Below are 23,246 nucleotides of genomic sequence, written 5' to 3' on the forward strand. Positions count from 1 at the left end.
CCAACAACCAGAAAATCAGTCAGGTCGTTCGATAGAATACTCACCACCAGAACGGGTACCATAAGCTCCCCACACTCCAAAAGGACTTTCAGCAGTCCAGTTCGGAGTCTGTTGCCAACCGTTGTTATTGGCGCGTCCTGGCGAATAATAGTCAGCAGGACCCACCCCTGCACGAGTGTCTCGTGTGCTCACTCCGTCGGAAATGAACTTGACGCTAACATCGTACGTTACCACGTGAGCACCACCATAATGGTAGCTTGTCGCCGAGTAGATCCCGTCGCCTTCGCCATTGGTGTTATTGGTTGGAGTACACGAACCTTGGTTAGGAGCATTGATCGTGGTGAAGCCCGTGAAGTTGGTTAAGCAGTCCCAAGGCCGCATCCCCAGGTTGCCCCAGTTTCGCTTGGTACCGACATACTTGCCACCAGCGGATTGCTGACGACATTGTTCAACATCAATACCTCGATTGTCAGCTCCTTGCGCCAATTCGTAAACCGCGCGCCCTTGAACCTTGGCGTCCTTCTCAGTAACACCATTGCCACCGGAAGTAAATGATCGAGTTTCAGGAGTTGCAATCTCACCAAACATGATCGTATTCGCAGCACCGTCGGTTACCGCTTGCAAACCAAAGTACATTCCACGTTGAAAGCAACCACGTGTCACGTCAACATCTAACGTCAAACGGTTCTGACCAACTTGGCCATCGGCCATGCTGTATGCATAGTTAGTACGAGCCATGTTCCATTGATTGTTCGGATTCATCTTGCCTGGATCCGATGGGCAACGGAAAACACCGACTTGCGTACGATTCGGCAAGTATTCGTTACTCCATGGAGCACGCCGACCATCCGCGGTCGCACCTGGAGTGGCAGCCACTACAGCCGCCGCCGCAACTTGACCATAAGGCCCCCACACTCGAGTGGCGTCACCAACTCGACCTGTACCACCAGTATGAATAGCGTTGTATAAAGGCCCTTCATCCAAGAACGGAAGGATGGAAATGAAGCCTGACCAACGAGGATAATCTGGCAAGTTACCGGCAACGCCACTGGCTGGGCTTTGCATTCCCCATTGACTATCAAACGCAATAAGACGCTTGAAGGTTTGCTCGTATTGCATCGTGGCCAGAGCTAACTGGCGAATGTTGCTTGAGCAGCTCATCTTGCGAGCCGCTTCACGAGCTTGATTGATCGCTGGCAATAGCAGGCCAGCTAAGATTCCGATGATAGCGATAACAACTAGTAATTCGACTAACGTAAAACCCCTGCGAAAACTTCGCGACATAAAAACTCCAAAGATGACCAGAACGCTTGCTAGCAGTTCAAAATAAAAAAACAAGACTGCAGGTCAGTGCAGCCAAAATCCCTAACGCACGCGCCTACATCTATATATAACAACGAAACTGCTCAATCAGTTCTCGAATTCTAGACGTTTCATATCGGATTGCGGTATTTAGTTCAGAAACACGGCAATCAATCCACCGCAAATAAAAAGATGGTCGGCCTCTACAAAAGGCCGACCATCTCTCATGCTTACCAGTAGCAATAGGCATCAGCCTATCTTGCGGAAAAAATCAGATCAGTCAGGTCGCTCAATGGAGTACTCGTTACCAGAACGAGTCCCATATGCACCCCAAACACCAAATGGACTTTCACCAGCCCAGTTTGGCGTTTGCTCCCAAGCACTGCCGTTCCAACGGCGACCTGGCGAGTAGTAGTCGGCAGGGCCAACTCCAGCGCGGGTGTCGCGAGTGCTAACACCATCGGAGATGAACTTGACGCTAACGTCGAAGGTTACCACGTGAGCACCACCGTAGTGGTAGCTGGTCGCTGTGTAGATTCCATCGCCTTCACCCCACTCATTGTTGGACGGTGTGCAGGAACCTTGGTTCGGCGCGTTGATGGTCGCAAAACCGGTGAACGGAGTCAAACAATCCCAAGGACGCATGCCCAGGTTACCCCAGTTACGCTTAGTGCCCTGGTACTTGCCACCCGAAGTCTGCTGGCGGCAGGCTTCCACATCGATACCACGATTGTCTGCTTGTGGAGCCAAATCGTAGTTTGCACGACCTTGAACCTTCGCATCCTTCTCCGTTACACCATTGGCCTGAGAAGTAAACGAACGAGTTTCTGGTGTCGCAATTTCACCAAACATAATGGTGTTTGCAGCACCGTCGGTTACCGACTGCAGACCAAAGTACATACCGCGTTGGAAGCAACCACGCGTGGTGTCCACGTCCAAAGTCAGACCGTTTTGGCCAACTTGGCCGTCACCGAACGAGTAGGCATAGTTCGTACGAGCCATGTTCCACTGGTTGTTCGGATTCATCTTGCCTGGATCCGATGGGCAACGAAACACACCAACCTGAGTCCGGTTGGGAAGATACTCGTTGCTCCAAGGAGCGCGGCGACCGTCAGCAGTTGCACCTGGCGTAGCAGCCACAACAGCCGCTGCCGCAACTTGACCGTAAGGCCCCCAAACGCGAGTCTCATTCCCCACGCGACCAGTCGAACCGGTGTGGATCGCATTATAAAGCGGTCCTTCGTCCAAGAACGGAAGGATCGAAATGAAACCCGACCAACGAGGATAATCTGGCAAGTTGCCTGCCACGCCGCTGGCTGGGCTTTGCATACCCCATTGGCTATCGTAAGCGATCAATCGCTTGAAAGTTTGCTCATATTGCATCGCAGCCAATGCCAATTGGCGGATATTGCTCGAGCAGCTCATCTTACGAGCCGCTTCTCGAGCTTGATTGATGGCGGGCAACAGCAGCCCAGCCAAGATACCGATGATCGCAATGACCACCAAAAGCTCTACCAGCGTAAAGCCTCTACGAAAACTTTGCTTCATGGAGAAGACTCCTACAAAAGGGCATTCGTCAATCGACGAAAAAATGAAGATGACGCTGGACGTGCCAGCACCACTGTAGAAGTCTTAAGGCAAGCGGCGATCCATTACCGCAAGAACCGGAACGAACCGAAACTTGAGCACCCTTCCGAAGCCGCCGTAAGTCGCTCTAAACCAAAGAGTTAGGCGAATAGAAAAAAATTTGGCGTTTTCGGGAATTCACATATTCAAAAAAACTGTTCAAATCTTCACGCAAAAAAGGCTATCTGTCGCAAAATGCGACAGAAGCCTCTGTTCCGTCTCAATCAGCAACCCTCGGTCAGCCGCACAAAGACGGCTGCCGAAGACCACTTCTGTCTCTTCGTCAGCTCCAGTTTTTGCCACTGGAACCGACTCAAATCTAATTCCTAAACCAATCGGGATCAGTCAGGTCGCTCGATCGAGTACTCGTTACCTGCACGAGTTCCAAACGCACCCCAAACACCGAACGGACTTTCACCAGCCCAGTTTGGCGTTTGCTCCCAAGCACTGCCGTTCCAACGGCGACCTGGCGAGTAGTAGTCGGCAGGACCAACTCCAGCGCGGGTATCGCGAGTACTAACACCATCGGAGATGAACTTGACGCTAACGTCGAAGGTTACCACGTGAGCACCACCGTAGTGGTAGCTGGTCGCGGTGTAGATCCCGTCACCTTCACCCCAAGCATTGTTGGACGGTGTGCAGGAACCTTGGTTCGGCGCGTTGATGGTTGCAAAACCGGTGAACGGAGTCAAACAATCCCAAGGACGCATGCCCAGGTTACCCCAGTTACGCTTGGTGCCCTGGTACTTGCCACCCGAAGTCTGCTGGCGGCAGGCTTCCACATCGATACCGCGGTTGTCTGCTTGTGGAGCCAAGTCGTAGTTCGCACGACCTTGAACCTTTGCATCCTTCTCGGTAACACCATTGTTCTGAGAAGTAAACGAACGAGTTTCTGGTGTCGCAATTTCACCAAACATAATGGTGTTTGCAGCACCGTCGGTTACCGACTGCAGACCAAAGTACATACCGCGTTGGAAGCAACCACGCGTGGTGTCCACGTCCAAAGTCAGACCGTTTTGGCCAATTTGGCCGTCACCGAACGAATAGGCATAGTTCGTACGAGCCATGTTCCACTGATTGTTCGGATTCATTTTGCCTGGATCTGATGGGCAACGGAACACGCCAACCTGTGTACGGTTTGGCAGATACTCGTTACTCCAAGGAGCACGGCGTGCATCTGCCGTCGCACCTGGGGTAGCAGCCACAACGGCGGCTGCAGCAACCTGACCATAAGGACCCCAAACGCGGGTTTCGTTCCCAACGCGACCGGTCGCTCCGGTGTGTATCGCATTGTACAGCGGTCCTTCATCCAAGAATGGAAGGATCGAAATGAAACCGGACCAACGAGGGTAATCTGGCAAGTTACCAGCCACCCCACTGGCCGGGCTTTGCATACCCCATTGGCTATCGTAAGCGATCAATCGCTTGAAAGTTTGCTCATACTGCATCGCAGCCAATGCCAATTGGCGGATATTGCTCGAACAGCTCATCTTGCGAGCCGCCTCTCGAGCTTGATTGATGGCCGGCAACAACAGCCCAGCCAAGATACCGATGATCGCAATGACCACCAAAAGCTCTACCAGCGTAAAGCCTCTACGAAAACTTTGCTTCATGGAGAAGACCCTAAAAAAATGACGGCCGCCCAAAGGCGGATACTAAAAATCGCGGGACATAAACTTGCCCACGAAACTTCCATGAAGCACTCGGCGGACCACAAGCACAAAAAGAGGTTCCGTCGAATTAGAAAATACACAAAAAATAATTAAGTTTCGATAAATCAAGGAAAAACAAACATCGGAAAATCCTTCGCAACGCGAAAGCCGCACCTTGGGAAGCCGAAAGCCCCCTTAAACCCGAACTAAAGCGTCGCAAATCGAGACTAGCAATCCCGGATTGCGTTTAAACACACCTCCGAAATCATGAAAAACAAATAAACTTCGCCCACACCGAAACAACGCAGCCACCACATCAGTGATTCCAGCGAAAAACAGCCGGCAGACGTCTCAAATCGAGACGCCCGCTCGGCCGACTCATCCTAACAAGCTAGACCAAAATCCAGCTCGAAACACACTCTCACAGAAAACTCTATCAGTCGGGACGCTCGATCGAGTACTCGTTACCAGAACGAGTCCCGAACGCACCCCAAACACCGAACGGGCTCTGGCCAGCCCAATTTGGCGTCTGCTCCCAATTACTGCCGTTCCAACGGCGACCTGGCGAGTAGTAGTCCGCAGGACCGATTCCAGCCCGTGTATCACGGGTACTTACCCCGTCAGAGATAAACTTGACGCTGACGTCAAAGGTCACCACGTGAGCACCACCGTAGTGGTAGCTGGTCGCAGTGTAGATCCCGTCGCCTTCACCCCAATTGTTATTGGACGGCGTGCAAGAACCCGAGTTCGGCGCGTTGATGGTCGCGAAACCGGTAAACGGCATCAAGCAGTCCCAAGGACGCATGCCCAGGTTACCCCAGTTACGCTTGGTGCCCTGATACTTGCCGCCAGACGCTTGTTGGCGGCACTCGTCGACATTGATACCGCGATTGTCCGCTTGTGGAGCCAAGTCGTAGTTCGCGCGACCCTGAACCTTCGCATCCTTCTCCGTTACACCGTTGCCACCCGAGGTGAACGAACGAGTTTCTGGAGTTGCGATTTCTCCAAACATAATGGTGTTTGCAGCACCGTCAGTCACGGCCTGCAAACCGAAGTACATCCCACGCTGGAAGCACCCACGCGTAATATCCACGTCCAGAGTCAGACCGTTCTGACCAACCTGACCATCACCAAAGCAATAGGCATAGTTCGTACGAGCCATATTCCACTGGTTGTTCGGGTTCATCTTGCCTGGATCTGATGGGCAACGGAACACACCAACCTGAGTCCGGTTGGGAAGATACTCATTGCTCCATGGCTGACGACGCGCATCAGCAGTCGCACCGGGCGTAGCAGCCACAACAGCCGCTGCCGCAACCTGACCGTAGGGCCCCCAAACCAAGGTATTATTACCGTTTCGGCCAGTCGCTCCCGTGTGAATCGCGTTATACAGCGGCCCTTCGTCCAAGAACGGAAGGATCGAAATGAAACCCGACCAACGAGGATAATCTGGCAAGTTGCCTGCCACGCCGCTGGCTGGGCTTTGCATACCCCATTGGCTATCGTAAGCGATCAATCGCTTGAAAGTCTGCTCATATTGCATCGCAGCCAATGCCAATTGGCGGATATTGCTCGAACAGCTCATCTTACGAGCCGCTTCTCGAGCCTGATTGATGGCGGGCAGCAGCAGCCCAGCCAAGATACCGATGATCGCAATGACCACCAAAAGCTCTACCAGCGTAAAGCCTCTACGAAAACTTTGCTTCATAAAAGAAGTCCCTGACAAAATAAAACCCAAAGAATGACAGCAGAACACCGCCGCTCGCTAAACGGCGATCACAAGAGACTGCAATCGGCAGTCCACATCACCTCACAAAGGTTTCGCATAATCTATGTTTTTTTCAAAACTTTTAAAAGTTTCGAAAAAGCAAGGCTTTTTAACCGATTATTTTTCGAGATAATTCGGCCGGAAGCAACAACGACGCACTAAAACCCTTTAAACACGTACGCAAAGGGTCTCAAAACGATATTAACTGTTTCGAGTTGCGTCAAAATGTCTTCCGATTAGGCAAGTTTTTACGCAACAAGCACCGCCAGATGCGACTTGGCTAACCGAAAAGCGTAGACTGTGACACGATTTTCACCGGGTTTGGAGGCCAGTGACTGGAGTTTAGGCGGCACCCCACGCACGTTTCTCGTTTTGAGATCGATGCTTTCGGCCCCCAAGCTGCGAACCGCTTGCAGGACTCGTTTGTGATCAAGCGGCTCTATGGCGACCACTTTTTGCCACCGAATAAGTGGCCGATCCGGAATCGATTCGGCCAGAAAGAAGCCTTCACTGTTGCCCAGAATGAGTGCGTCCGTCGCGTGCAGGTAATCGGCCTGGCATCCGCTCGCCCGCAAGGCGGGATCGCCATCGCCGATGTACATGCCGCAGCGAATCTCCGATTTGCAGTTTACGATGCGCCCGGGTTCTATCTGCGACTGCTGCGGAAATCGCTCGTGCAACCACCCCCTGGCCGACGAGTAAGACGAAATCCACACCAACCCGGGCGGCACACTGGCACAACCCCACCACCATCGCTGCTGGACGACACTGCGATTGCGAGTTATCCATTGTTTAGTGATTCTCTCATCCATAGGCTCCAGTTTGTCGGTGCAGGCTGGAGCGAGCTTCATTGAGCCGCCCGCCGAGCCCAGCATCAGTCGCTCAATGGTTTCTCGATCAGGGGAATGCCACCGCAACTGAACGCTGCGGCCCGTTTCACTGCGGCGATCTGGGTCTAAATGCACATACTCCACAGGCTCAACCTGCAACTGCGTCGCGTCGGCCGTCTTGCCGGCAAGCGACTGCTGCTCTCTCCCAAGCTGCAAGCACGCATTGGCTCGCGCAAGCCTAGTGGCAAGTGGCCAAGCATCAACGGCCGTCACGCGACGGTCTCTGGCTAACGCAACGGCATCGCCGCCACCGCCACAACCAATATCGACGACCGAGACTTCTGCAGGGAAATGGGAAGCCACCATCTCGGCTGTTTGCTGGTCGCTGGCCAGCTCCAGATAGCGCGAAGTCCACACCCAAGCCTCAGGCTGAGTGAACTTTTTCGCAATTTTCGGTCGCAACGCAATCTGATGCGATAGCAATGCCCGGGGGGCCGCTGGCATGGCGTCAGGGTCTCGACTGACCATAGCGAGCTGGAACTGCTGCGGATTGTCTTCCACGCAGTCGAGCAGTTTGTCCCACATCTCCAGCGGGAATCCATCAATCTCTACGCGACTCATAATTCAAAAAGGCGACAGCTAGGGTGGAAAACGTGGGGGGTGACAGTTCGTCGGAATCTTCCACTACTATCGATAAATCAGCCTAGGGCGGCAACCACCGATTGCTTGGCTGGATCGAAAATGGATGACCGATGATAGAGAAGAGGTACTTTACTTGCCACTAGGCCCGCCCCCGCACCACGTCGAGCTATGATCCCGTTTCCTATCAATAGTCGTCCAGCTCAGGTCGCCACCCTGCTCGCCGCCAGCTTTGGTGTGCCGTATGCCTACCATAACTACAGCAGCTCGGCCAATAACCGAGCTGAACAGCAAGCCACTGGAGCCGCGGGGCCTTGGGGAAGTACCGTTGGCCCCGATGGCTCGGTCATTGCCAACGGCGCAAACCAAGTTACCAACCCCATGCTCCGTGATATCCGGCAGTTTGCCCGATTCGACATTACGCCCGGTTGGGTCGCCAGCACTTTCCCACGCGTCAGCACGGTCCTGTCCAACGTCCAAATGGACGGCTTGCGAGTTCCAGTCGTGACCGGCACTTCAACCCAGGATTTCGCAGGAACGGTCGATTTCTACTTTGATCGCATGCAACAGCCACGACGCATCATCCTCGAAGGCTACTGCGGCGATCCTTCGACATTGGCCGCGATTTTGTTGCAGCACTATGGCTTGAAAGCAGAACCTGCCCTGGGAGGCCACTTATATGTTTCTCGCTGGAACAACCGCATCACCAGTTTGGCGATGTTCCAGCCTGCGCCGGTCATCTATGCTGAGGACGCTTACAAAAAGTTCTCGGTTTACATCGAGGTGAACCAACCTTCGATGGAATACGGGCTGAGCGAGAAGTCGGAGCAGATCCTTCGCAACGCTTGGCAGAATCTGCGCTGGCAGTAAAGACTCTACGGATAGCAGCAGTGTAGTACGGGGCGTGCATCATACTGCCCGTTAAGCGTCAGGGTGCGAGACTGCGAGATTGTCGCGGTGGACGACGGTCTCATAAGGGCACTGACCGAGGATTTCTTCGATCATCTGCGACCGACAGCCTCGAATGCGTCGAATTTCTTCTGCGGAATAGTTGGTTTGCCCGCGAGCAATCTCCGATCGGTCAGGCCCGAGAATCGCCACCGTGTCTCCTTTCTCGAAGTCACCTAGGATTTCATGGACGCCGATCGGCAGTAACGAACGATTTTGGGCAACGATCGCATGGGCAGCTCCGGCATCGACCACTAGGCTACCGTTGCACTGGGCAGTGAACCCTAGCCAACGTTTCTTGGCCTCGAGAGCTTGGCTGCGGGGACTAAAGAAGGTGCCCAGCGTTTCGCCTTTGGCTAATCGCACCAACACATCGGGCTCTTTCCCCCAAGCGATAATGGCTCCGGTACCGCTGGAGTTGACGAAACGAGCCGCCGCCAGCTTACTGGCCATCCCCCCCTTGCTCACACCCGTGTTTCGATCGCGGACCAGTTCCAAAATCGTGTTGTCGACCCGCTGCACGGTGTGCAGAACTTGAGCTTGAGGGTCCGCCGGATCTCGATCGTACAGCCCGCGAACATCGCTGAGGATCACGAGCAGAGGTTTGTAGAAAATGCCAGCTACCATGGCGGCCAAGCGATCGTTGTCGCCAAAGGTTGTCTGCAACTCTTCGACCGCCACCGTATCATTTTCGTTGATGATCGGAATCGCGCCCAGTTGGTGTATCGCCGTCAGCGTGTTTCGCACGTTGAGATACCGGACGCGGTCGTCCAAATCGCTGGCAGTCAGAAGTACTTGGGCGGCGTGCAGGTCGTAGGCCCTCAAGGACTCTTCGTAAGCTTGCATCAATTGAGCTTGGCCGACAGCGGCTACTGCCTGCAGCGTCGCGAGTTCTTTGGGCCGAGCAGGTAAGCCTAAACACCCCACGCCACTGGCGACGGCACCGCTGGAAACCAGGACGACTTTTTTGCCTAACTGGGTCAACTGCGCTAAACCGTCGCTGAGCTGTTTAACTTGCTCGCGGTCCAGCCCGCCCCCTGGTTTGGTCAAGATCCGTGACCCCACTTTGACAACCCAAATATTTGCCGACTGGACAAGGGCAGATCGATCCGCATTTTCCGCAGCATTTTCGGTCATAGTGGTTTCAACAACGTAAATTGAAAAAAAGTCAAGCTCGCATTTCTTTGGGCAGACTATTTACACTCTGCCAAACAAGCCGACAATTGCAGCAGCTTACGAACTTTTTTGCTTCCTGCCAGATTGACTCGCAAGATTGATCCAACATCTTGCTCTGAGGAATTGATGAGCGAACTGTACCATGAATGCGGCGTGGCTGCGATTTATCACCTGTCGACCGGAGAAGCCAGCCCGCTTTGTCCGGAAGGTGGCCCAACGCAAGCGTCGCGATTACTACCGCGGATGTTGCAAGATATCCAAAACCGCGGTCAACTGGCCGCCGGCATGACGCGTTATCGCAGCGAGGGCTCGCTGCTACTGGAAACCCATAAAGATATCGGCACTGTCAGCGAAGTCTTTCAACTGTCGCACCGCAGTCAAGCGGAAGAATTGATGGACGCACAAAGCGGACCGGCTGCCATTGGGCACGTGCGCTACGCGACTTGCGGTCAAGACGATCGCTCCTACGCTCAACCTTTCGATCGCCAGCACATCCACAAACACAAATGGTTCAGCTTCTGCTTTAACGGGCAACTGGCGAACTATATGGAACTGCGCGATAAACTCACGGCCGATGGCGAACATCATTTGGCTCGCGAATCCGACACCGAAATTATCATGCACGAAATTGCCAAACAACTGTCGCCAACCGACAGTGCGGGCAAATCGCTGATCGAAATCTTCAAGGAGGCAGCCCGTGGATTTGACGGCGCCTACTCGCTGGCCCTGCTCAACGCAAAAGGTCATCTCCTGATCGCTCGCGACCCGCATGGCATCAAGCCCATGTGCTATGCGATCGAAGGTTCGCTGTTCGCTGCTGCCAGCGAGTCGGTAGCGTTGCTGAATTTGGGCTTCGAGCGTGAGTCGATTCATTCACTGGCTCCGGGACACGCTATCCTGGTGACTCCCACTCGCATCCAAATCGAACAGTTCGCTCAGGCCGCTACGCCCAAGCATTGCTTCTTTGAGTGGATCTATTTCGCGAATGTTGCTAGCACGCTGGATGACCGCAGCGTCTATCTTTCGCGGACACGCTTGGGCGAAGAACTAGCTCACCTTGAACGCGCGAACAAGATTTTTGAAGTCGATGAAGACACCATCGTGGTGCCAGTGCCCGATACCAGCAAAGCGGCCGCAGACTCTATGGCCTTCCATCTGGGCGTCCCCAGTCGCGAAGGACTGATCCGCAATCGCTACAGCGGACGCACGTTCATTGAAGGCAACCGTGCTCGCAAAGCCAAAGCGGCGATCAAGTACACGCCACTGCGCGAGGTATTGGAAGGCAAACGCGTGATCCTGGTCGAGGACTCTATCGTTCGCTCGACGACCATGAAGGTACTGCTGGATCGCATCCGGACTTTGGGTGGCGCAAAAGAAATTCACGTCCGCGTTGCTTGTCCGCCCATCATCGCGCCCTGCTTTTATGGCATCGACATGTCGACCATCGGCGAATTGTTCGCGCCGAAATTCTTGCCAGACTTCCAGTTGTCAATTGAAGGGCAACAAGCGATGGCCGATTCGCTGGGATGTGAGTCCTTGCGTTATCTGCCGGTCGAATCGATCGCTCGCGCTATCGATCTTCCCCGCGATCACTTGTGCCAAGCGTGCATTACGGGCCAATACCCAACGCCCTATGGTGAAAAGCTGTACTCGATCGCCTTGGATAACCATCGTAGCGGCCAATCCGATCACCGCACTTATGATCTAGCCGCTGTTCGCTAGTTGCGAGTGACCGTTACGCGAATGATTTGCAGTCCATCGGAAACCGTTGGACGCACCGAACCACGATAGTGCTGGCGGCGCACCGTGTTGCCGTAGAAATGCAACGGCCGATAATCGCGATTCAAAATCGGAGTGGCATCTTTCTTTTCACGCGCTTCACCAAACAGTACAACGCCGTGAGTCCAACCAGGTTCGGCGGCCGCTTGTGCTTTTCCACTCAGGGAAGCAACAACTAATAGAGCAAGAATCAGCGAACGCAGCATGTTGTATCATCCTTATGTTGAAGTGGAGTTATCAGTCGTCAAAGTTTACGAGCGCGTTACAGAGTTTCAAAAAGCGCTGGCCACATGACAATCGAAATCCACAAAAGGGATACTGAATTAAACAACAGGTACGTCTGCAGCGGTCCTGCGCATTAGTTCGATTAATCCGTGCACGCCTTCGGCCAGCGTGTGGTTATCCAACCCGGGATACTTGCCTTGATGTCGAGCCGCTTCGGCCAGAGTCAGCGGGGTATGCACAAAAGCGACGGGGATTTCCAAACCGCGAGCTGCCATCCAAGCGTGGCTCAGGTACATGATCGCGTTGCATAGATAGGTTCCCGCGTGGTACGAGACTTCCGCGGGCACTTGGCTGCGCTGCAGATACTCGCTCCATATGCCCAGTGGGCAACGACTGCGAAACGCCACAGGGCCGCCATCGACCAGCGGCTGGAATTCCGCTCCAGCGTTCTTGCTGATCCCAGCGACATTCAAGCAGATCGCTTCCAGATGCAGGCTGCGAGCCCCTGGGCGTTGTCCCAAGTGAATGACGCCTCGCACGCCACGAGCTAAATCTGCTTCCAGTTTCTCTCGCATCAGCGGCAGGTTCACTGGATAACGACGCGTGACCAAATCCGGTGCAGCGCCATACTCCTTGAGATACTCCATCAAAGCCGTCCAGCTTGAGTTCTCCTGCCACGTATCGTAGGTTTCGAAAGCAGTGATCAGGATACTCATAAGGGCCAAGCGTTGATTGGATGAAGCGACTAGCGGGCAAAGCATTCCCGCAACCGCTGAAATGCTGACTACATCTTATTTCCCGGTTATGTCACAAGCAAACAACTTGAGCAAGTTTCGCTCAATCAACCGGGAAACCTCGTTTGCGTAGCAACGCCTTGGTGTCGACGTCCCGGCCCCGAAACTTGCGATAACCTTCCGCTGGGTCAATCGTATCGCCGACGCTCATGATGTGATCGTGCAAACGTTTCGCTGTTTCTCGGTCATAATAACTGCCCGCTTCCTCAAAAGCTTCGGCCGCATCGGCGGTCAACGCATCGGACCACAGGTAGCTGTAATATCCGGCCGAATAACTGTCGCTGGAGAAGATATGAGAGAAATGAGGCGTACGATGACGCATGACGATCTCTTTGGGCACCCCCAATTCAGCAAGCGTTTCTCGCTCAAACACATCCGGATCAATGTCCGCCTCGCCAGCGAGATGCAGCTTCATATCGATCAATGCGCTCGCCAAATACTCGACGGTACCAAAGCCTTGGTTAAACGTTTCGGCTAGCTTGATCTTGTCAAACAACTGCTTGGGCAACGGGGCCCCGGTCTGATAGTGGACCGCAAAACGATTCATCACCTCGGGCGTCGTCAGCCAATGCTCATTCAATTGCGACGGAAACTCAACATAGTCACGCGCGACGTTGGTGCCTGACTGCGAAGGATATGTCACTTTGGAGTTCAAGCCGTGTAAAGCATGTCCGAACTCATGGAACAAAGTAATCGCATCATCCCAAGAGATCAGTACAGGTTTCCCCGCTTCACCTTTGATGAAGTTCGAGTTGTTCGAAACAATAGAACTGATCGGCTCGGTAATGTTCTGCTGCTGGCGATAGTCGGTCATCCACGCTCCCGAACGTTTGCCCACGCGAGCATAGGGATCCAAGTACCATAGGCCAACGTGATTGCCGCTCGCATCGGTGACTTGATAGACCGTGACGTCGGGATGAAAGGTCGGGACATTGTCAACCTTCACATACTGCAAACCATAGAGTTCGCTGGAAGCCCACATCATGGCCTCTCGCAGTTTCTCTAACTGTAAGTAGGGTTTTACTTCGTTGAAGTCGAGATCGTACTTTGCTTTACGCACCTTCTCTGCATAGTAGCGATAGTCCCATGGCTCAATCGCAATCTTGGCTCCCTCCGCATCCGCGATCGCTTGCATATCCGCAACTTCTTGCTTCACGCGGGCCACGGCTTTAGGCCATACCGATAGCAGCAGGTCCATCGCAGCTTGTGGCGTCTTGGCCATCTGCGGTTCAAGCCGCCAGTGAGCATGAGTTTCATAACCTAACAGTTTGGCTCGCGTGGCACGCAGTTTTAGGATCTCCGCAATGATCTTGTTGTTGTCATACTGATCGGCGTTGTCTCCGCGACTGTAGTACGTCTTCCAAACTGCTTCACGCAAGCCGCGATTGTCCGCATAGGTTAAAAAGGGGTCCATCGACGAGCGTGTGTTGGTCACAGCCCATTGATCATTACGTCCACGTTCGCGCGCCGCAGCGGCCATCGCTTGACGCACATCTTCCGGCAATCCAGACAGATCTTTGGCGTCGGTGATCCAAGTGACATACTTTTCTTCATCAGCCAAAACGTTTTGGCTAAACTGGGTGAACAATGCCGCCAATCGCTGGTTGATTTGCGAAAGTTGCTGCTTGCCTTGTTCATCCAGTTTGGCTCCATTGCGTACAAATTGCTTGTAGTAGTCTTCCGTCAATCTTCGCTGCGCTTCATTCAAAGACTTATACTGCTGGCTGTGATAGACCGCTTCGATTCTTGCAAACAGTTTGGCATTTTGGTTGACACTATCCTCGTAAGCAGCCAGCTTGGGCGAGACCGCACGTTCAATCTCCGGAATTTCGCCGACGTTCAAATTCGATGAATGTACGTCGAACAAGGTATTCAAGCGCGACAACGTCTCGCCAGCTTTTTCCATCGCAACGATTGTGTTCTCAAAGTCTGGTTCCGAGCCGGCATTTGCGATTGCTTGCACCTCTTGTTCGGCCAAAGCAATCGCTTGCGTATACAGCGATTGGAAGGCTGATACCTCGACCTTGTCCCATGGCGGCACTCCACCATAAGGGCCGCTCCAAGGGGCCAACATTGGCGACTGGGATTGCTCTGCAGCGGGTTCCTCCGCTCTCAAATATTCAACGCTCAACGAATCAACTCCTAAGAGACAAACGGAAAAAGTGACCGTACGGAACAACGAACTACAACTAGCTATCCATCGTGGCAACATGGTGAAAACTTTCAAAAACGGTGGCTCAAAGTGGCAGCAAGTCCACGCTCAAGCATGCGGAACACCGCAAGGCCTGATGGTTGTTTGTATACTACAATTTAGGTGTGGCACTGAATTCTAATCAAATCGTTCAATTCTCGCATGTAAGCTTGCTGGGAAGGCTTGCAAAGTTGTCGCAATATGCAAAAAAAGGATGCAGATCTGCGCAAAATCTCAATATCGAAGGTGCATTCTTTGTTTTTTTGACGTACGTTTTCTTTACGGCCGATCTCAACTCACTATTGCATACTGAAAAGTGCCCCACCCCATTTCTACACTAACCAGAGCTAACGTGACTTTACCTGATTCGAATGATTTGACTGAACGCCAGCAGCGTGTGTACGAAGTAATACGTGAAAAGATCAACTCGCGCGGCTATGGACCAACCGTTCGAGAAATCGGTGAGATTTTAAACATCTCTTCTCCCAACGGGGTGATGTGCCATCTGAGAGCCTTGGAGCGCAAAGGCAAGATCAGTCGAGCTGCGAACAAATCGCGAGCCATCGAGCTCACCGAGAAATCGCACCGATTGGGTGGAAACGTCATGCTGCCCTTGAAGGGAGCGGTCTCAAGCGACGAATGCTCCATTGCGATCGAGGACATCGAGACGATCAACATCGCGGACTTGCTGGTTCAAGCCAAGCGGTTCGCCCTGCGAGTCTCCGGTGATTCGCTGAACAATGCCCATATCACCGATGGTGACTATGTCGTCGTCCAGCAACAGGACACTGCCACTGAGGGCCAGTTGGTCATCGCTCAGACCGCCAACGGTGTACCCAGTTTGGTTTATTGGCATCCTGATGGCGAGCAAATTCGCTTACAGCCAGCCAACAAAGCGTTGCCAGCTTTTTACGCGCAGTCCGCAACTGTCATCGGTGTCGTGGTCGCTGTTATCCGTTCTTTTGCTTGATCCTTGTCGGGCGCTGCGGCAGCCGTCGCAGAAAGAAATAGCTCCGCAAGTTATTCTGCTGTGCTTTGATTTTTGAAATGCCCCATCAGTTGCGCGATGGCGGCGTCGACCATCAACTCGCCACTGCCCATTTCGCACCTGGCCGAAATGACCTCATAGTTCCCTTGTGGATAAGCTTGGCGGGTGGGGACATAGCCGATGGAGCCATTGGCTAGCTCCGGCATAAATGTGGTTCGGAAAGGCGAGGCGGCTTTCACGTCCAAACCTAATTGCACGAAGATCTCGCCGGGCAAAAACACCCAGGCTACATCCTGGCCAACGGTAATCGAGCTTACTTCCACCTCGATCGGTTCCGCCTTTCGCGCAGCGGTGTCTGCAATACGGAAAGCCTTTACCATTTCCAAGAATGGCGGCTGATCGGCGTCGTTAGCTCGCTCAATGATCGATTCGGACCACGCCAGTTCATCCGCCGTGAACGCCGTCGATGGTACCTTTAACGTCTGGCGAGTTACCTGCACTCGTTTGCCTTCCACAGGCTCTAACTGCGACCATGAACGAAGTACCGCTGCGGCCAAACGCGTGCCAATACGAGCAGCTTCCTGATGGCCCTTTTGCGGCATTGCAGAACGAACATCGATATGATTGATATCGCCACAACAGCCTGTCATATACTGAACGTGCAAGTCCTCTCCCAACGAAGCCTGCAAGGCACGTTCAAATTCGTAAGGCATATCGGCACTCCAGGCCGTCCCACCAACCGTGTCCAGGTGAATCGCGAAGCTTGCATGCACCGCCAACAATTGGCTTTGCTGATTATAGAAACAAAGATAGTTCAATCGGTCATCGGTCGGTCCTGCCTCGCGAATGATCCGCGCATTCAGTTTGCCAGGATTCCAGCCAATGCTGCCATCTTTCATAAAGAATCGGCGATTGAATCCAAGCTTGGGTTCAATCGTCTCGGCCTGCCGAAGGGCGACTACTTGCAAGTCCTTCTGCGCAAGTTCCACAGCTTGAGCTATCTTGCCAGGCAGATCGTACATGTAGCGTTTGGTTGCGTCATGGCTTCCGCCAAAGCGACTGTAACTTTCAGCAACTGGATTGTACAACACGGGGCCCGTATGCGAGTGCGTGGCATTGATCATGACATGCGACTCAGCCAAACCTGCTCGCTGCGAAATCATTTTTCGAGCTTCCGCAACCATATATGCATTGGTCGAAATCAAGTCGAGCGTCACAATCGCCACTTGCGTTTGTCCGTCATCGATCACCGTCGCTTTGGCCCATAACGGATCATGTGTTTGGTCGGAAAGCCGTTCCCGATAATAGCCCGCCATTGGCGTTGGACGCTCCGGAGTAATATCTACTCGCGCAAACCCCGCTTTAAGAGTTTGCCCAACGACTGTCGTTTGCGCACCAGCGGATACCGCGAGCATAAGTAAGCTCAGCAGTCGGCCTAAAACAAGTTGCATGCTTTGTGGTGCCTGAGCGCGGAGCTGAACCGTGGCAAACTGAGAGTACTGCATTTCTGCACCTTTCGTCTGATCTGGATGTCATGTGAGCTTAAGCTTTTTGGACAATCGTGTAGTAACGCCCTGCTTCGCTGTGCACGCGAATAGGGAATTGATATGTGGCTGTTAAATTTTCGGACGTTAGTACATCTGCAATGGGTCCGGCCGCGAACTTGCGACCTTCTTTCAAGAGCAGGACTTCCTGGGTACCAACAAATAGCTCTTCGGTATGGTGCGTGATCATCAGCATGGATAAGTCGGCCGCTTGGGTCGTCTGCCTTAAATTACCGATTAACTCCAACAACTGTTCGCGTCCCACCAAATCCAAGCCAGCCGTCGGTTCGTCTAAAATCAAAAGCTTGGGCGTGGTAACCAGTGCCCGCGCTATAAGAGCTCGTACACGTTCGCCAGAACTGGCGGAACCAAACTGACGCCCCGCCAATCGGCCTAGCCCCACGACCTCCAATATAGCATCGGCCGCTTTCAACTGCGCGCCAGTCGGATCGAACCGCAAAACGAGCGTCGACATAAATCCGGTCAGGACGACCTCGCGAAGGGTTAGTTTGTGGTCGACTTCAAACTGACCGCCAGGCTGAACAAAGCGGATCATTTTTCGCAGTTCATGCAAATCTATCTCGCCGAAACGTTGCCCGAGCACTTGCACTTCGCCAGAGGATGGCCACAGATAACCCATCAAGATTCTCGCCAGCGTGCTCTTGCCGCTGCCATTAGGCCCTAGGACCGCGACAGTTGACGAAGGAGCAATCCTCCAAGTCAAATCTTTGAGCAGCCAAGCTTGTTCACGACGCAAAGCAACGCCGGATAGATCCACAACACATTGCATTTCAAATCAGTCCGCTACGCCATCGGTATCTAACTGGATGCGGACTTTCGTCACGCGATCATCAGCCACTGACAGAACCTTTGCTGCCAAGCCATCTAACTTCACTTCGTCGCCAGCGGCCAGCAGTCGCTGTGTTTTGTGCATTAAGAGGCCGCCGAAAGTATCTACATCGACATCTTCAAACTTGATCCCCAGTCGTGTCTCGACATCCTCTACCGCCGTAGTGCCTTCGATGATGTAGGCCCCTGGACCATCGGGGACGATCTCAGGGTTCTCGGTGTCAAATTCATCTGCGACGTTGCCAACGATTTCTTCGACAACGTTCTCCAAGGTGACGACCCCGATGATGGTCCCATATTCGTCAACCACAAAGGCCATGTGCTGATGAGTGCCCTGAAAGTGCGACAACAGCCGGTTGATCGGCATGTTCTCAGGCACCTTCTTGGGCGGCCGCATGACTGACTTCCAATCGAAATTGGAGTCTACTGTCTTGCCCATGAGATCTTTGATATGCAGTACGCCCAGCACATCGTCCAACGAACCATCGCAGACCGGATACCGCGTATGCTTGTGACGTTTGATCGCCGCAAAGGCTTCCACAGGGTCCTCATTGATGTCGATATACTCCACATCATTGCGGGGCACCATAATCCTGCGGCAGACAATATGGTCGAAATCAAAAACCGCATCGATAAGCTCGCGTTCGGTGCGCGTCACATGTCCATGGACTTGCGATTCATGCAGCAGCGTTCGCAGTTCCGCTTCGGTGTAGGGCGTCGCATGACCATCTGCATCGCCCAAACCTAAGAATCGCAGCAGAGTACTAGTGGAAATATTCAAGGCCATCATCAGCGGATAGCTGAGGATGTAGAATACTTTCAGCAGCGGAGCACACGCCAGCAACATCGCTTCGGGCCGTCGAATGGCAAAAATCTTGGGAGCTTGCTCGCCGATAATGAGATGCAGTGCGGTGATTGCGCCGAACGCGATGATAAATCCGACAATGTGGATTACGCGGTCAGATTCGACGCCAACGAAGCGTAGCACGGGCTCGACTAATTTAGAAAATGCCGGTTCGCCTACCCATCCCAAGGCCAACGAAGCCATTGTGATTCCTAGCTGACAGACCGATAATGAAGGCTCCAGCCGCAACGAAAGCCATCTCGCAGTTTTCGCGAAAAGCCGTCGTTCATCGATCAATTGTTCGATGCGGCTGGGGCGAAGTTTGACCAGCGCGAATTCCGCTGCTACAAAAAAGCCGTTCACGAGAATCATGATTACGGCAATAATCAGCGCAAAAAGTGTGTTATTGTCCACTCTGGAGGACGTTTTTTCAATTTGAAACTAAACTAATCTATAGCGTGAAGCACAAACGATTCATGCCCACGACGCATTTGCAGCGCGATCCCTCCACATGGTAGCGACTTCGCGCGTAGAATGCGACGTACCTTGTCATTGAAATCTTAAAAAGCGGAATCTCATCGATGCTAGACAAACTCCGAAACCTCTTCCAGCGAAAATCAGCCATCGACGTCGAATTGCGTTTCGAACGTCTACGGTCCGCAGTTTCCGGCACGATGAGCAACTTTTTTGTGGCTCGGGACCACGAACGCAAGGAAATTGTCGGGGTCAAGCTGTGCGATGCTGAGAAGGTCAAGTTCTTTGAGAGCCGCTTCAAGGGCTTGAACAAACCGTCCGAGGGAGTCATCGCAATGTCGATGAAACACCCGCTCATTGCTAAAACCTATGAGTACGGCGTCACCAACAAGGGTTTGCCGTACTTGGTGATGGAGTTTATCGATGGCCCCGGCTTGCAGGTGGTGATCGCTGAACGCGACGAAAGAATCCGCGGACGGGAGTTGAAATTGATCCGCCAGATGGCCGAAGCGCTCGACTATGTCCATAAACAAGGCTACATCCATCGCGATATCTGCCCTCGCAACTACATTTGCACCAGCGATCTAGAGACCATCAAGCTCATCGACTTTGGTTTGTCTGTCCCAGCCACGGCCCCCTTCATGCGTGAAGGCAATCGCACGGGAACTCCGCTGTACATGGCTCCGGAGGTCGTGCGTCGCAAACCTACCGATCAACGCGTGGACGTGTTTTCCTTTGCCGTGACCTGCTACCACATGCTGACATTTGAATTGCCTTGGCCAATTACGGACACGACCGGAATGGCGGCCCTGCATCACGACACCTCGCCACCGCGTAGTATTTGGGAATATCGGCCAACTCTCGACAAAGCAGTCGGTCGCGCCGTCATGGACGCCATGCACCCCAACGCGAATTTACGATTGCCCAGCATCGATCAATTCCTCAAGCAGATTGCAAAATCAACTTCGATCGACGTTTGAGTTGGCGTCGTGTGTAGGTAGTCAACGCAACTTGCGGTACACTACCCATCATGAACGAAACGAACATCCCAGACCGTGACACGATTGCCGCCGAGTACTTTGAGCGACTGTTGTATCCTCCCTATCCGGTTCAAGAAGAAGCACTGCTGGCGTACTACACCAGCGATCAAGGCGTACTGGTGTGTGCTCCGACCGGTACCGGCAAAACGTTGATCGCTGAGGCGGCCATCTATGAAGCGCTGCGGACCGGCAAGCAATGCTACTACACCACTCCTCTCATCGCATTGACAGACCAAAAGCTGGAGGAACTCAAAGCGACCGTGCAACGTTGGGGATATCCCGAAAGCAGCGTAGGCTTAGTCACCGGCAGTCGTCGCGTAAACCCAGATGCCCCCATTCTGGTCGTCGTCGCTGAAATCTTGCTTAATCGCTTGTTGCATCCAGACGCTTTCCAACTGCAAAACTGTCTGGCCGTGGTCATGGATGAGTTTCATTGCTTTAACGATAACGATCGCGGGATCGTCTGGGAGATGACGCTCGGTTTTCTACCGAAGCACATCAAGACGCTGCTGCTTTCAGCCACCGTCGGCAACAGCATCGACTTTCTCGGTTGGCTACGTCGCGCTCACGGACGTCACTTGGAATTGGTGCAAGGCACCGAGCGCAAAGTCCCGCTCGCGTTCCACTGGGTCGACGATAAACTGCTGGACGAGCACATGGAATACATGTTTGAGGGCGATGAAATCACGCGACGGACGCCAGCGTTGCTGTTCTGCTTCAATCGCGACCAGTGCTGGCAAGTGGCCGAACTGCTCAAGGGCAAACGCATGGTCGACAAGGCACGCCAAGCGGTCTTGGCAGATCGCTTGAGCAGCTACGACCTCTCCAAAGGCGCTGGCCCGAAACTGAAGGCGATCTTGCAACGCGGCATTGGAGTTCACCATGCGGGTGTCCTGCCGATCTATCGCCGGATTGTGGAAAGCTTGTTCCAAGAAAAATTGCTGAGTGTCACCGTGTGTACCGAGACCCTCTCGGCTGGTATCAATCTGCCCGCTCGCGCAGTTGTCTTACCGACTATCATGAAAGGACCAAAGAACAAAAAGCGACTCGTTGAAACCGCTACCGCCCAACAAATTTTTGGACGCGCTGGGCGACCTCAGTTCGACAAAGAAGGCTTTGTCTACGCCTTGGCCCATGAGGACGATGTCAAGCTGCTGCGCTGGCGACAAAAATATGATTCGATTCCCGAGGACACGAAGGACCCGAAACTGTTGCAAGCTAAAAAAGCTTTGAAGAAAAAGATGCCCAAGCGACGCGAGGGGGAAACCTATTGGACAGCAGCTCAGTTCGAACAACTGCGAACGGCGGCTGCGGCTAGACTCGAAAGCAAAGGCGACTTGCCATGGCGATTGCTGGCTTACATGCTGCTGCAGTCATCTGAAGTCCAGCCGCTGCGGGACTTGGTCGGTCGTCGTTTGTTAAACGCCGCCAATATCGAACGCTCACAAAAACGCCTCAACCGCATGCTGATTACTTTACATTCAGCAAAGTACATCAAACTCGATCCACCGCCAATCAAGATTAGCTCGACAACCAGCAGCGTTAACCAAACAAACGCCAAGCCTGCTCCCGACAACTTCAAACCAAAACTCGATGGACTGTTTGCAAACGTCGATCTTTCCAAAGTGCAACTCAAGTCCTCTTCGCCATCGCCTTCTCCCGCCCAGTCCGATTCCAACGAGACCGCGACCGCTTTTGATGACGATGAAGAATTGCCCACGAAGCCTGTAGATCCTACCGCGGCTATCGTTGATGATCAATTTGAACTGGCCGACTACAAACCGATCCATGCTTATCCGACCGAAGAACTCGAATTGTTGCTGCGAATGCGCAGCGTCAATCCACTCTTTGGACTCTACATGGCCGATCTCCTATTGCATGCAGATCAGACCGAACGAATTTTAGCGTTGGAGAGCATTTTGGAGCTACCGCCCAACGTGGCCAACGACGTTCGTGTCCCCCCGCCAGAGGAATTGCCCTTTGGTCCATTGGCCACCGAGCGACTTCACGGTCGCTTGCTAGCGGAAGGCCTAGCTACGGTTCCTGAGATTATGGGGAAATGGTCCGAGGACGACGATGACGACGACGCGCCGCCCGAGGAGTTTGGTCGACGCATTCCTCCCCCCAGGCCGCTGTCATTGGGAGAAAAAATTCACTTACTCTTCCGGCAGGATATTCGTGGAGTTGAAGATATCAATGTGCGAGGCGTCTGGGTCGTCGGCGAACTGCTGGTGTTCGGCGGAGATTTCTTTAAGTTTGTTGCCGCTCGCGGACTGCAAAAACAAGAAGGGATTCTATTTCGGCACGTGCTGCGTTTTATTATGCTATGTGATGAGTTTGCTTCCATCCCTCCGCTAGGCAGCGAGCCGGAGCAATGGGAATATATGTTCGACGATTTGATCGACCGCTTGAGCGTCAGTTGCCATGCCGTCGATCCCGAAAGCACCGATGAAGTCTTGCAAGCCAAGTTAGCCAACGACGAACTGCTGATTGGAAATCAAAAGCGAGCCCTGCGTCGTACGTAGTGCAACTAGGTGACTAATGGTTAAAAGAATATCAACAAGGTAGTTTGTGTCA

17 protein-coding genes are annotated in these 23,246 nt (G+C 53.2%); 5 read left to right on the top strand and 12 right to left on the bottom strand.

Annotated elements, in window-relative coordinates; translation table 11 throughout:
• Positions 1-15: 15 nt before the first annotated feature.
• The 5 genes from SH302x_RS23385 to SH302x_RS23405 all read right to left on the bottom strand — a co-directional run bounded on the left by SH302x_RS23385 (position 16) and on the right by SH302x_RS23405 (position 7,799).
• Positions 16-1,284, bottom strand: coding sequence for a DUF1559 family PulG-like putative transporter (locus tag SH302x_RS23385; RefSeq protein WP_479365264.1), 1,269 nt, complete (start codon positions 1,282-1,284; stop codon positions 16-18).
• A 294-nt stretch (positions 1,285-1,578) separates the two neighbouring features.
• Positions 1,579-2,850, bottom strand: a complete 1,272-nt coding sequence (locus SH302x_RS23390; RefSeq protein WP_479365265.1) for a DUF1559 family PulG-like putative transporter — start codon at positions 2,848-2,850, stop codon at positions 1,579-1,581.
• Positions 2,851-3,269: 419 nt separating this feature from the next.
• Positions 3,270-4,541 carry a DUF1559 family PulG-like putative transporter gene (locus SH302x_RS23395; RefSeq protein WP_479365266.1) on the bottom strand — a complete coding sequence of 424 codons (1,272 nt, stop codon included), beginning with the start codon at positions 4,539-4,541 and terminating at the stop codon, positions 3,270-3,272.
• Positions 4,542-5,016: 475 nt separating this feature from the next.
• A complete protein-coding gene (locus tag SH302x_RS23400; RefSeq protein WP_479365267.1) occupies positions 5,017-6,288 on the bottom strand; it encodes a DUF1559 family PulG-like putative transporter in 1,272 nt (423 codons plus the stop codon).
• 308 nt (positions 6,289-6,596) lie between these two features.
• Complete coding sequence (locus SH302x_RS23405; protein ID WP_479365268.1) at positions 6,597-7,799, bottom strand: class I SAM-dependent methyltransferase; 1,203 nt, start codon at positions 7,797-7,799, stop codon at positions 6,597-6,599.
• A gap of 189 nt (positions 7,800-7,988) precedes the next feature.
• Here SH302x_RS23405 and SH302x_RS23410 point away from each other — a divergent pair, with 189 nt between their 5' ends.
• Positions 7,989-8,687, top strand: coding sequence for a DUF6690 family protein (locus tag SH302x_RS23410; RefSeq protein ID WP_479365269.1), 699 nt, complete (start codon positions 7,989-7,991; stop codon positions 8,685-8,687).
• A 51-nt stretch (positions 8,688-8,738) separates the two neighbouring features.
• Here SH302x_RS23410 and proB read toward each other — a convergent pair whose 3' ends face one another.
• Positions 8,739-9,902 (bottom strand): glutamate 5-kinase, encoded by a 1,164-nt coding sequence (gene proB, locus SH302x_RS23415; RefSeq protein WP_479365270.1) that lies wholly within the window; start codon positions 9,900-9,902, stop codon positions 8,739-8,741.
• Between the two features lie 165 nt (positions 9,903-10,067).
• Between proB and SH302x_RS23420 the strand changes: the two genes are divergently transcribed.
• Positions 10,068-11,663 (top strand): amidophosphoribosyltransferase, encoded by a 1,596-nt coding sequence (locus tag SH302x_RS23420; protein ID WP_479365271.1) that lies wholly within the window; start codon positions 10,068-10,070, stop codon positions 11,661-11,663.
• Here the strand turns inward: SH302x_RS23420 and SH302x_RS23425 are convergent.
• The 3 genes from SH302x_RS23425 to SH302x_RS23435 form a co-directional block, all read right to left on the bottom strand.
• The gene (locus tag SH302x_RS23425) at positions 11,660-11,926 is read right to left on the bottom strand and encodes a hypothetical protein (protein ID WP_479365272.1); all 267 of its coding nucleotides are present in this window, start codon (positions 11,924-11,926) and stop codon (positions 11,660-11,662) included. The two genes, SH302x_RS23420 and SH302x_RS23425, sit on opposite strands and share 4 nt — an antisense overlap.
• Positions 11,927-12,043: 117 nt before the next feature.
• Positions 12,044-12,661 carry a pyroglutamyl-peptidase I gene (locus SH302x_RS23430; RefSeq protein ID WP_479365273.1) on the bottom strand — a complete coding sequence of 206 codons (618 nt, stop codon included), beginning with the start codon at positions 12,659-12,661 and terminating at the stop codon, positions 12,044-12,046.
• 121 nt (positions 12,662-12,782) lie between these two features.
• Entirely contained in the window at positions 12,783-14,813 is a 2,031-nt protein-coding gene (locus tag SH302x_RS23435) for a M3 family metallopeptidase (RefSeq protein ID WP_479369310.1), read from the bottom strand.
• Between the two features lie 469 nt (positions 14,814-15,282).
• On the opposite strand from SH302x_RS23435, the gene lexA reads away from it, so the two are divergent.
• A complete protein-coding gene (gene lexA, locus SH302x_RS23440) occupies positions 15,283-15,900 on the top strand; it encodes a transcriptional repressor LexA (RefSeq protein ID WP_479365275.1) in 618 nt (205 codons plus the stop codon).
• Positions 15,901-15,950: 50 nt separating this feature from the next.
• Here the strand turns inward: lexA and SH302x_RS23445 are convergent, their stop codons facing one another.
• The 3 genes from SH302x_RS23445 to SH302x_RS23455 are packed head-to-tail and all read right to left on the bottom strand — an operon-like array spanning position 15,951 to position 19,569.
• The gene (locus SH302x_RS23445) at positions 15,951-17,423 is read right to left on the bottom strand and encodes a hypothetical protein (protein ID WP_479365276.1); all 1,473 of its coding nucleotides are present in this window, start codon (positions 17,421-17,423) and stop codon (positions 15,951-15,953) included.
• Positions 17,424-17,460: 37 nt separating this feature from the next.
• Positions 17,461-18,252, bottom strand: a complete 792-nt coding sequence (locus tag SH302x_RS23450) for an ABC transporter ATP-binding protein (protein ID WP_479365277.1) — start codon at positions 18,250-18,252, stop codon at positions 17,461-17,463.
• A 6-nt stretch (positions 18,253-18,258) separates the two neighbouring features.
• Complete coding sequence (locus SH302x_RS23455; protein WP_479365278.1) at positions 18,259-19,569, bottom strand: hemolysin family protein; 1,311 nt, start codon at positions 19,567-19,569, stop codon at positions 18,259-18,261.
• A gap of 167 nt (positions 19,570-19,736) precedes the next feature.
• Here SH302x_RS23455 and SH302x_RS23460 point away from each other — a divergent pair, with 167 nt between their 5' ends.
• Positions 19,737-20,609 (top strand): serine/threonine protein kinase, encoded by an 873-nt coding sequence (locus SH302x_RS23460; protein WP_479365280.1) that lies wholly within the window; start codon positions 19,737-19,739, stop codon positions 20,607-20,609.
• A gap of 50 nt (positions 20,610-20,659) precedes the next feature.
• Positions 20,660-23,194 (top strand): DEAD/DEAH box helicase, encoded by a 2,535-nt coding sequence (locus tag SH302x_RS23465; protein ID WP_479365281.1) that lies wholly within the window; start codon positions 20,660-20,662, stop codon positions 23,192-23,194.
• The last annotated feature ends 52 nt before the right edge of the window (positions 23,195-23,246 follow it).

The organism is Njordella calcicola, assembly GCF_056494125.1.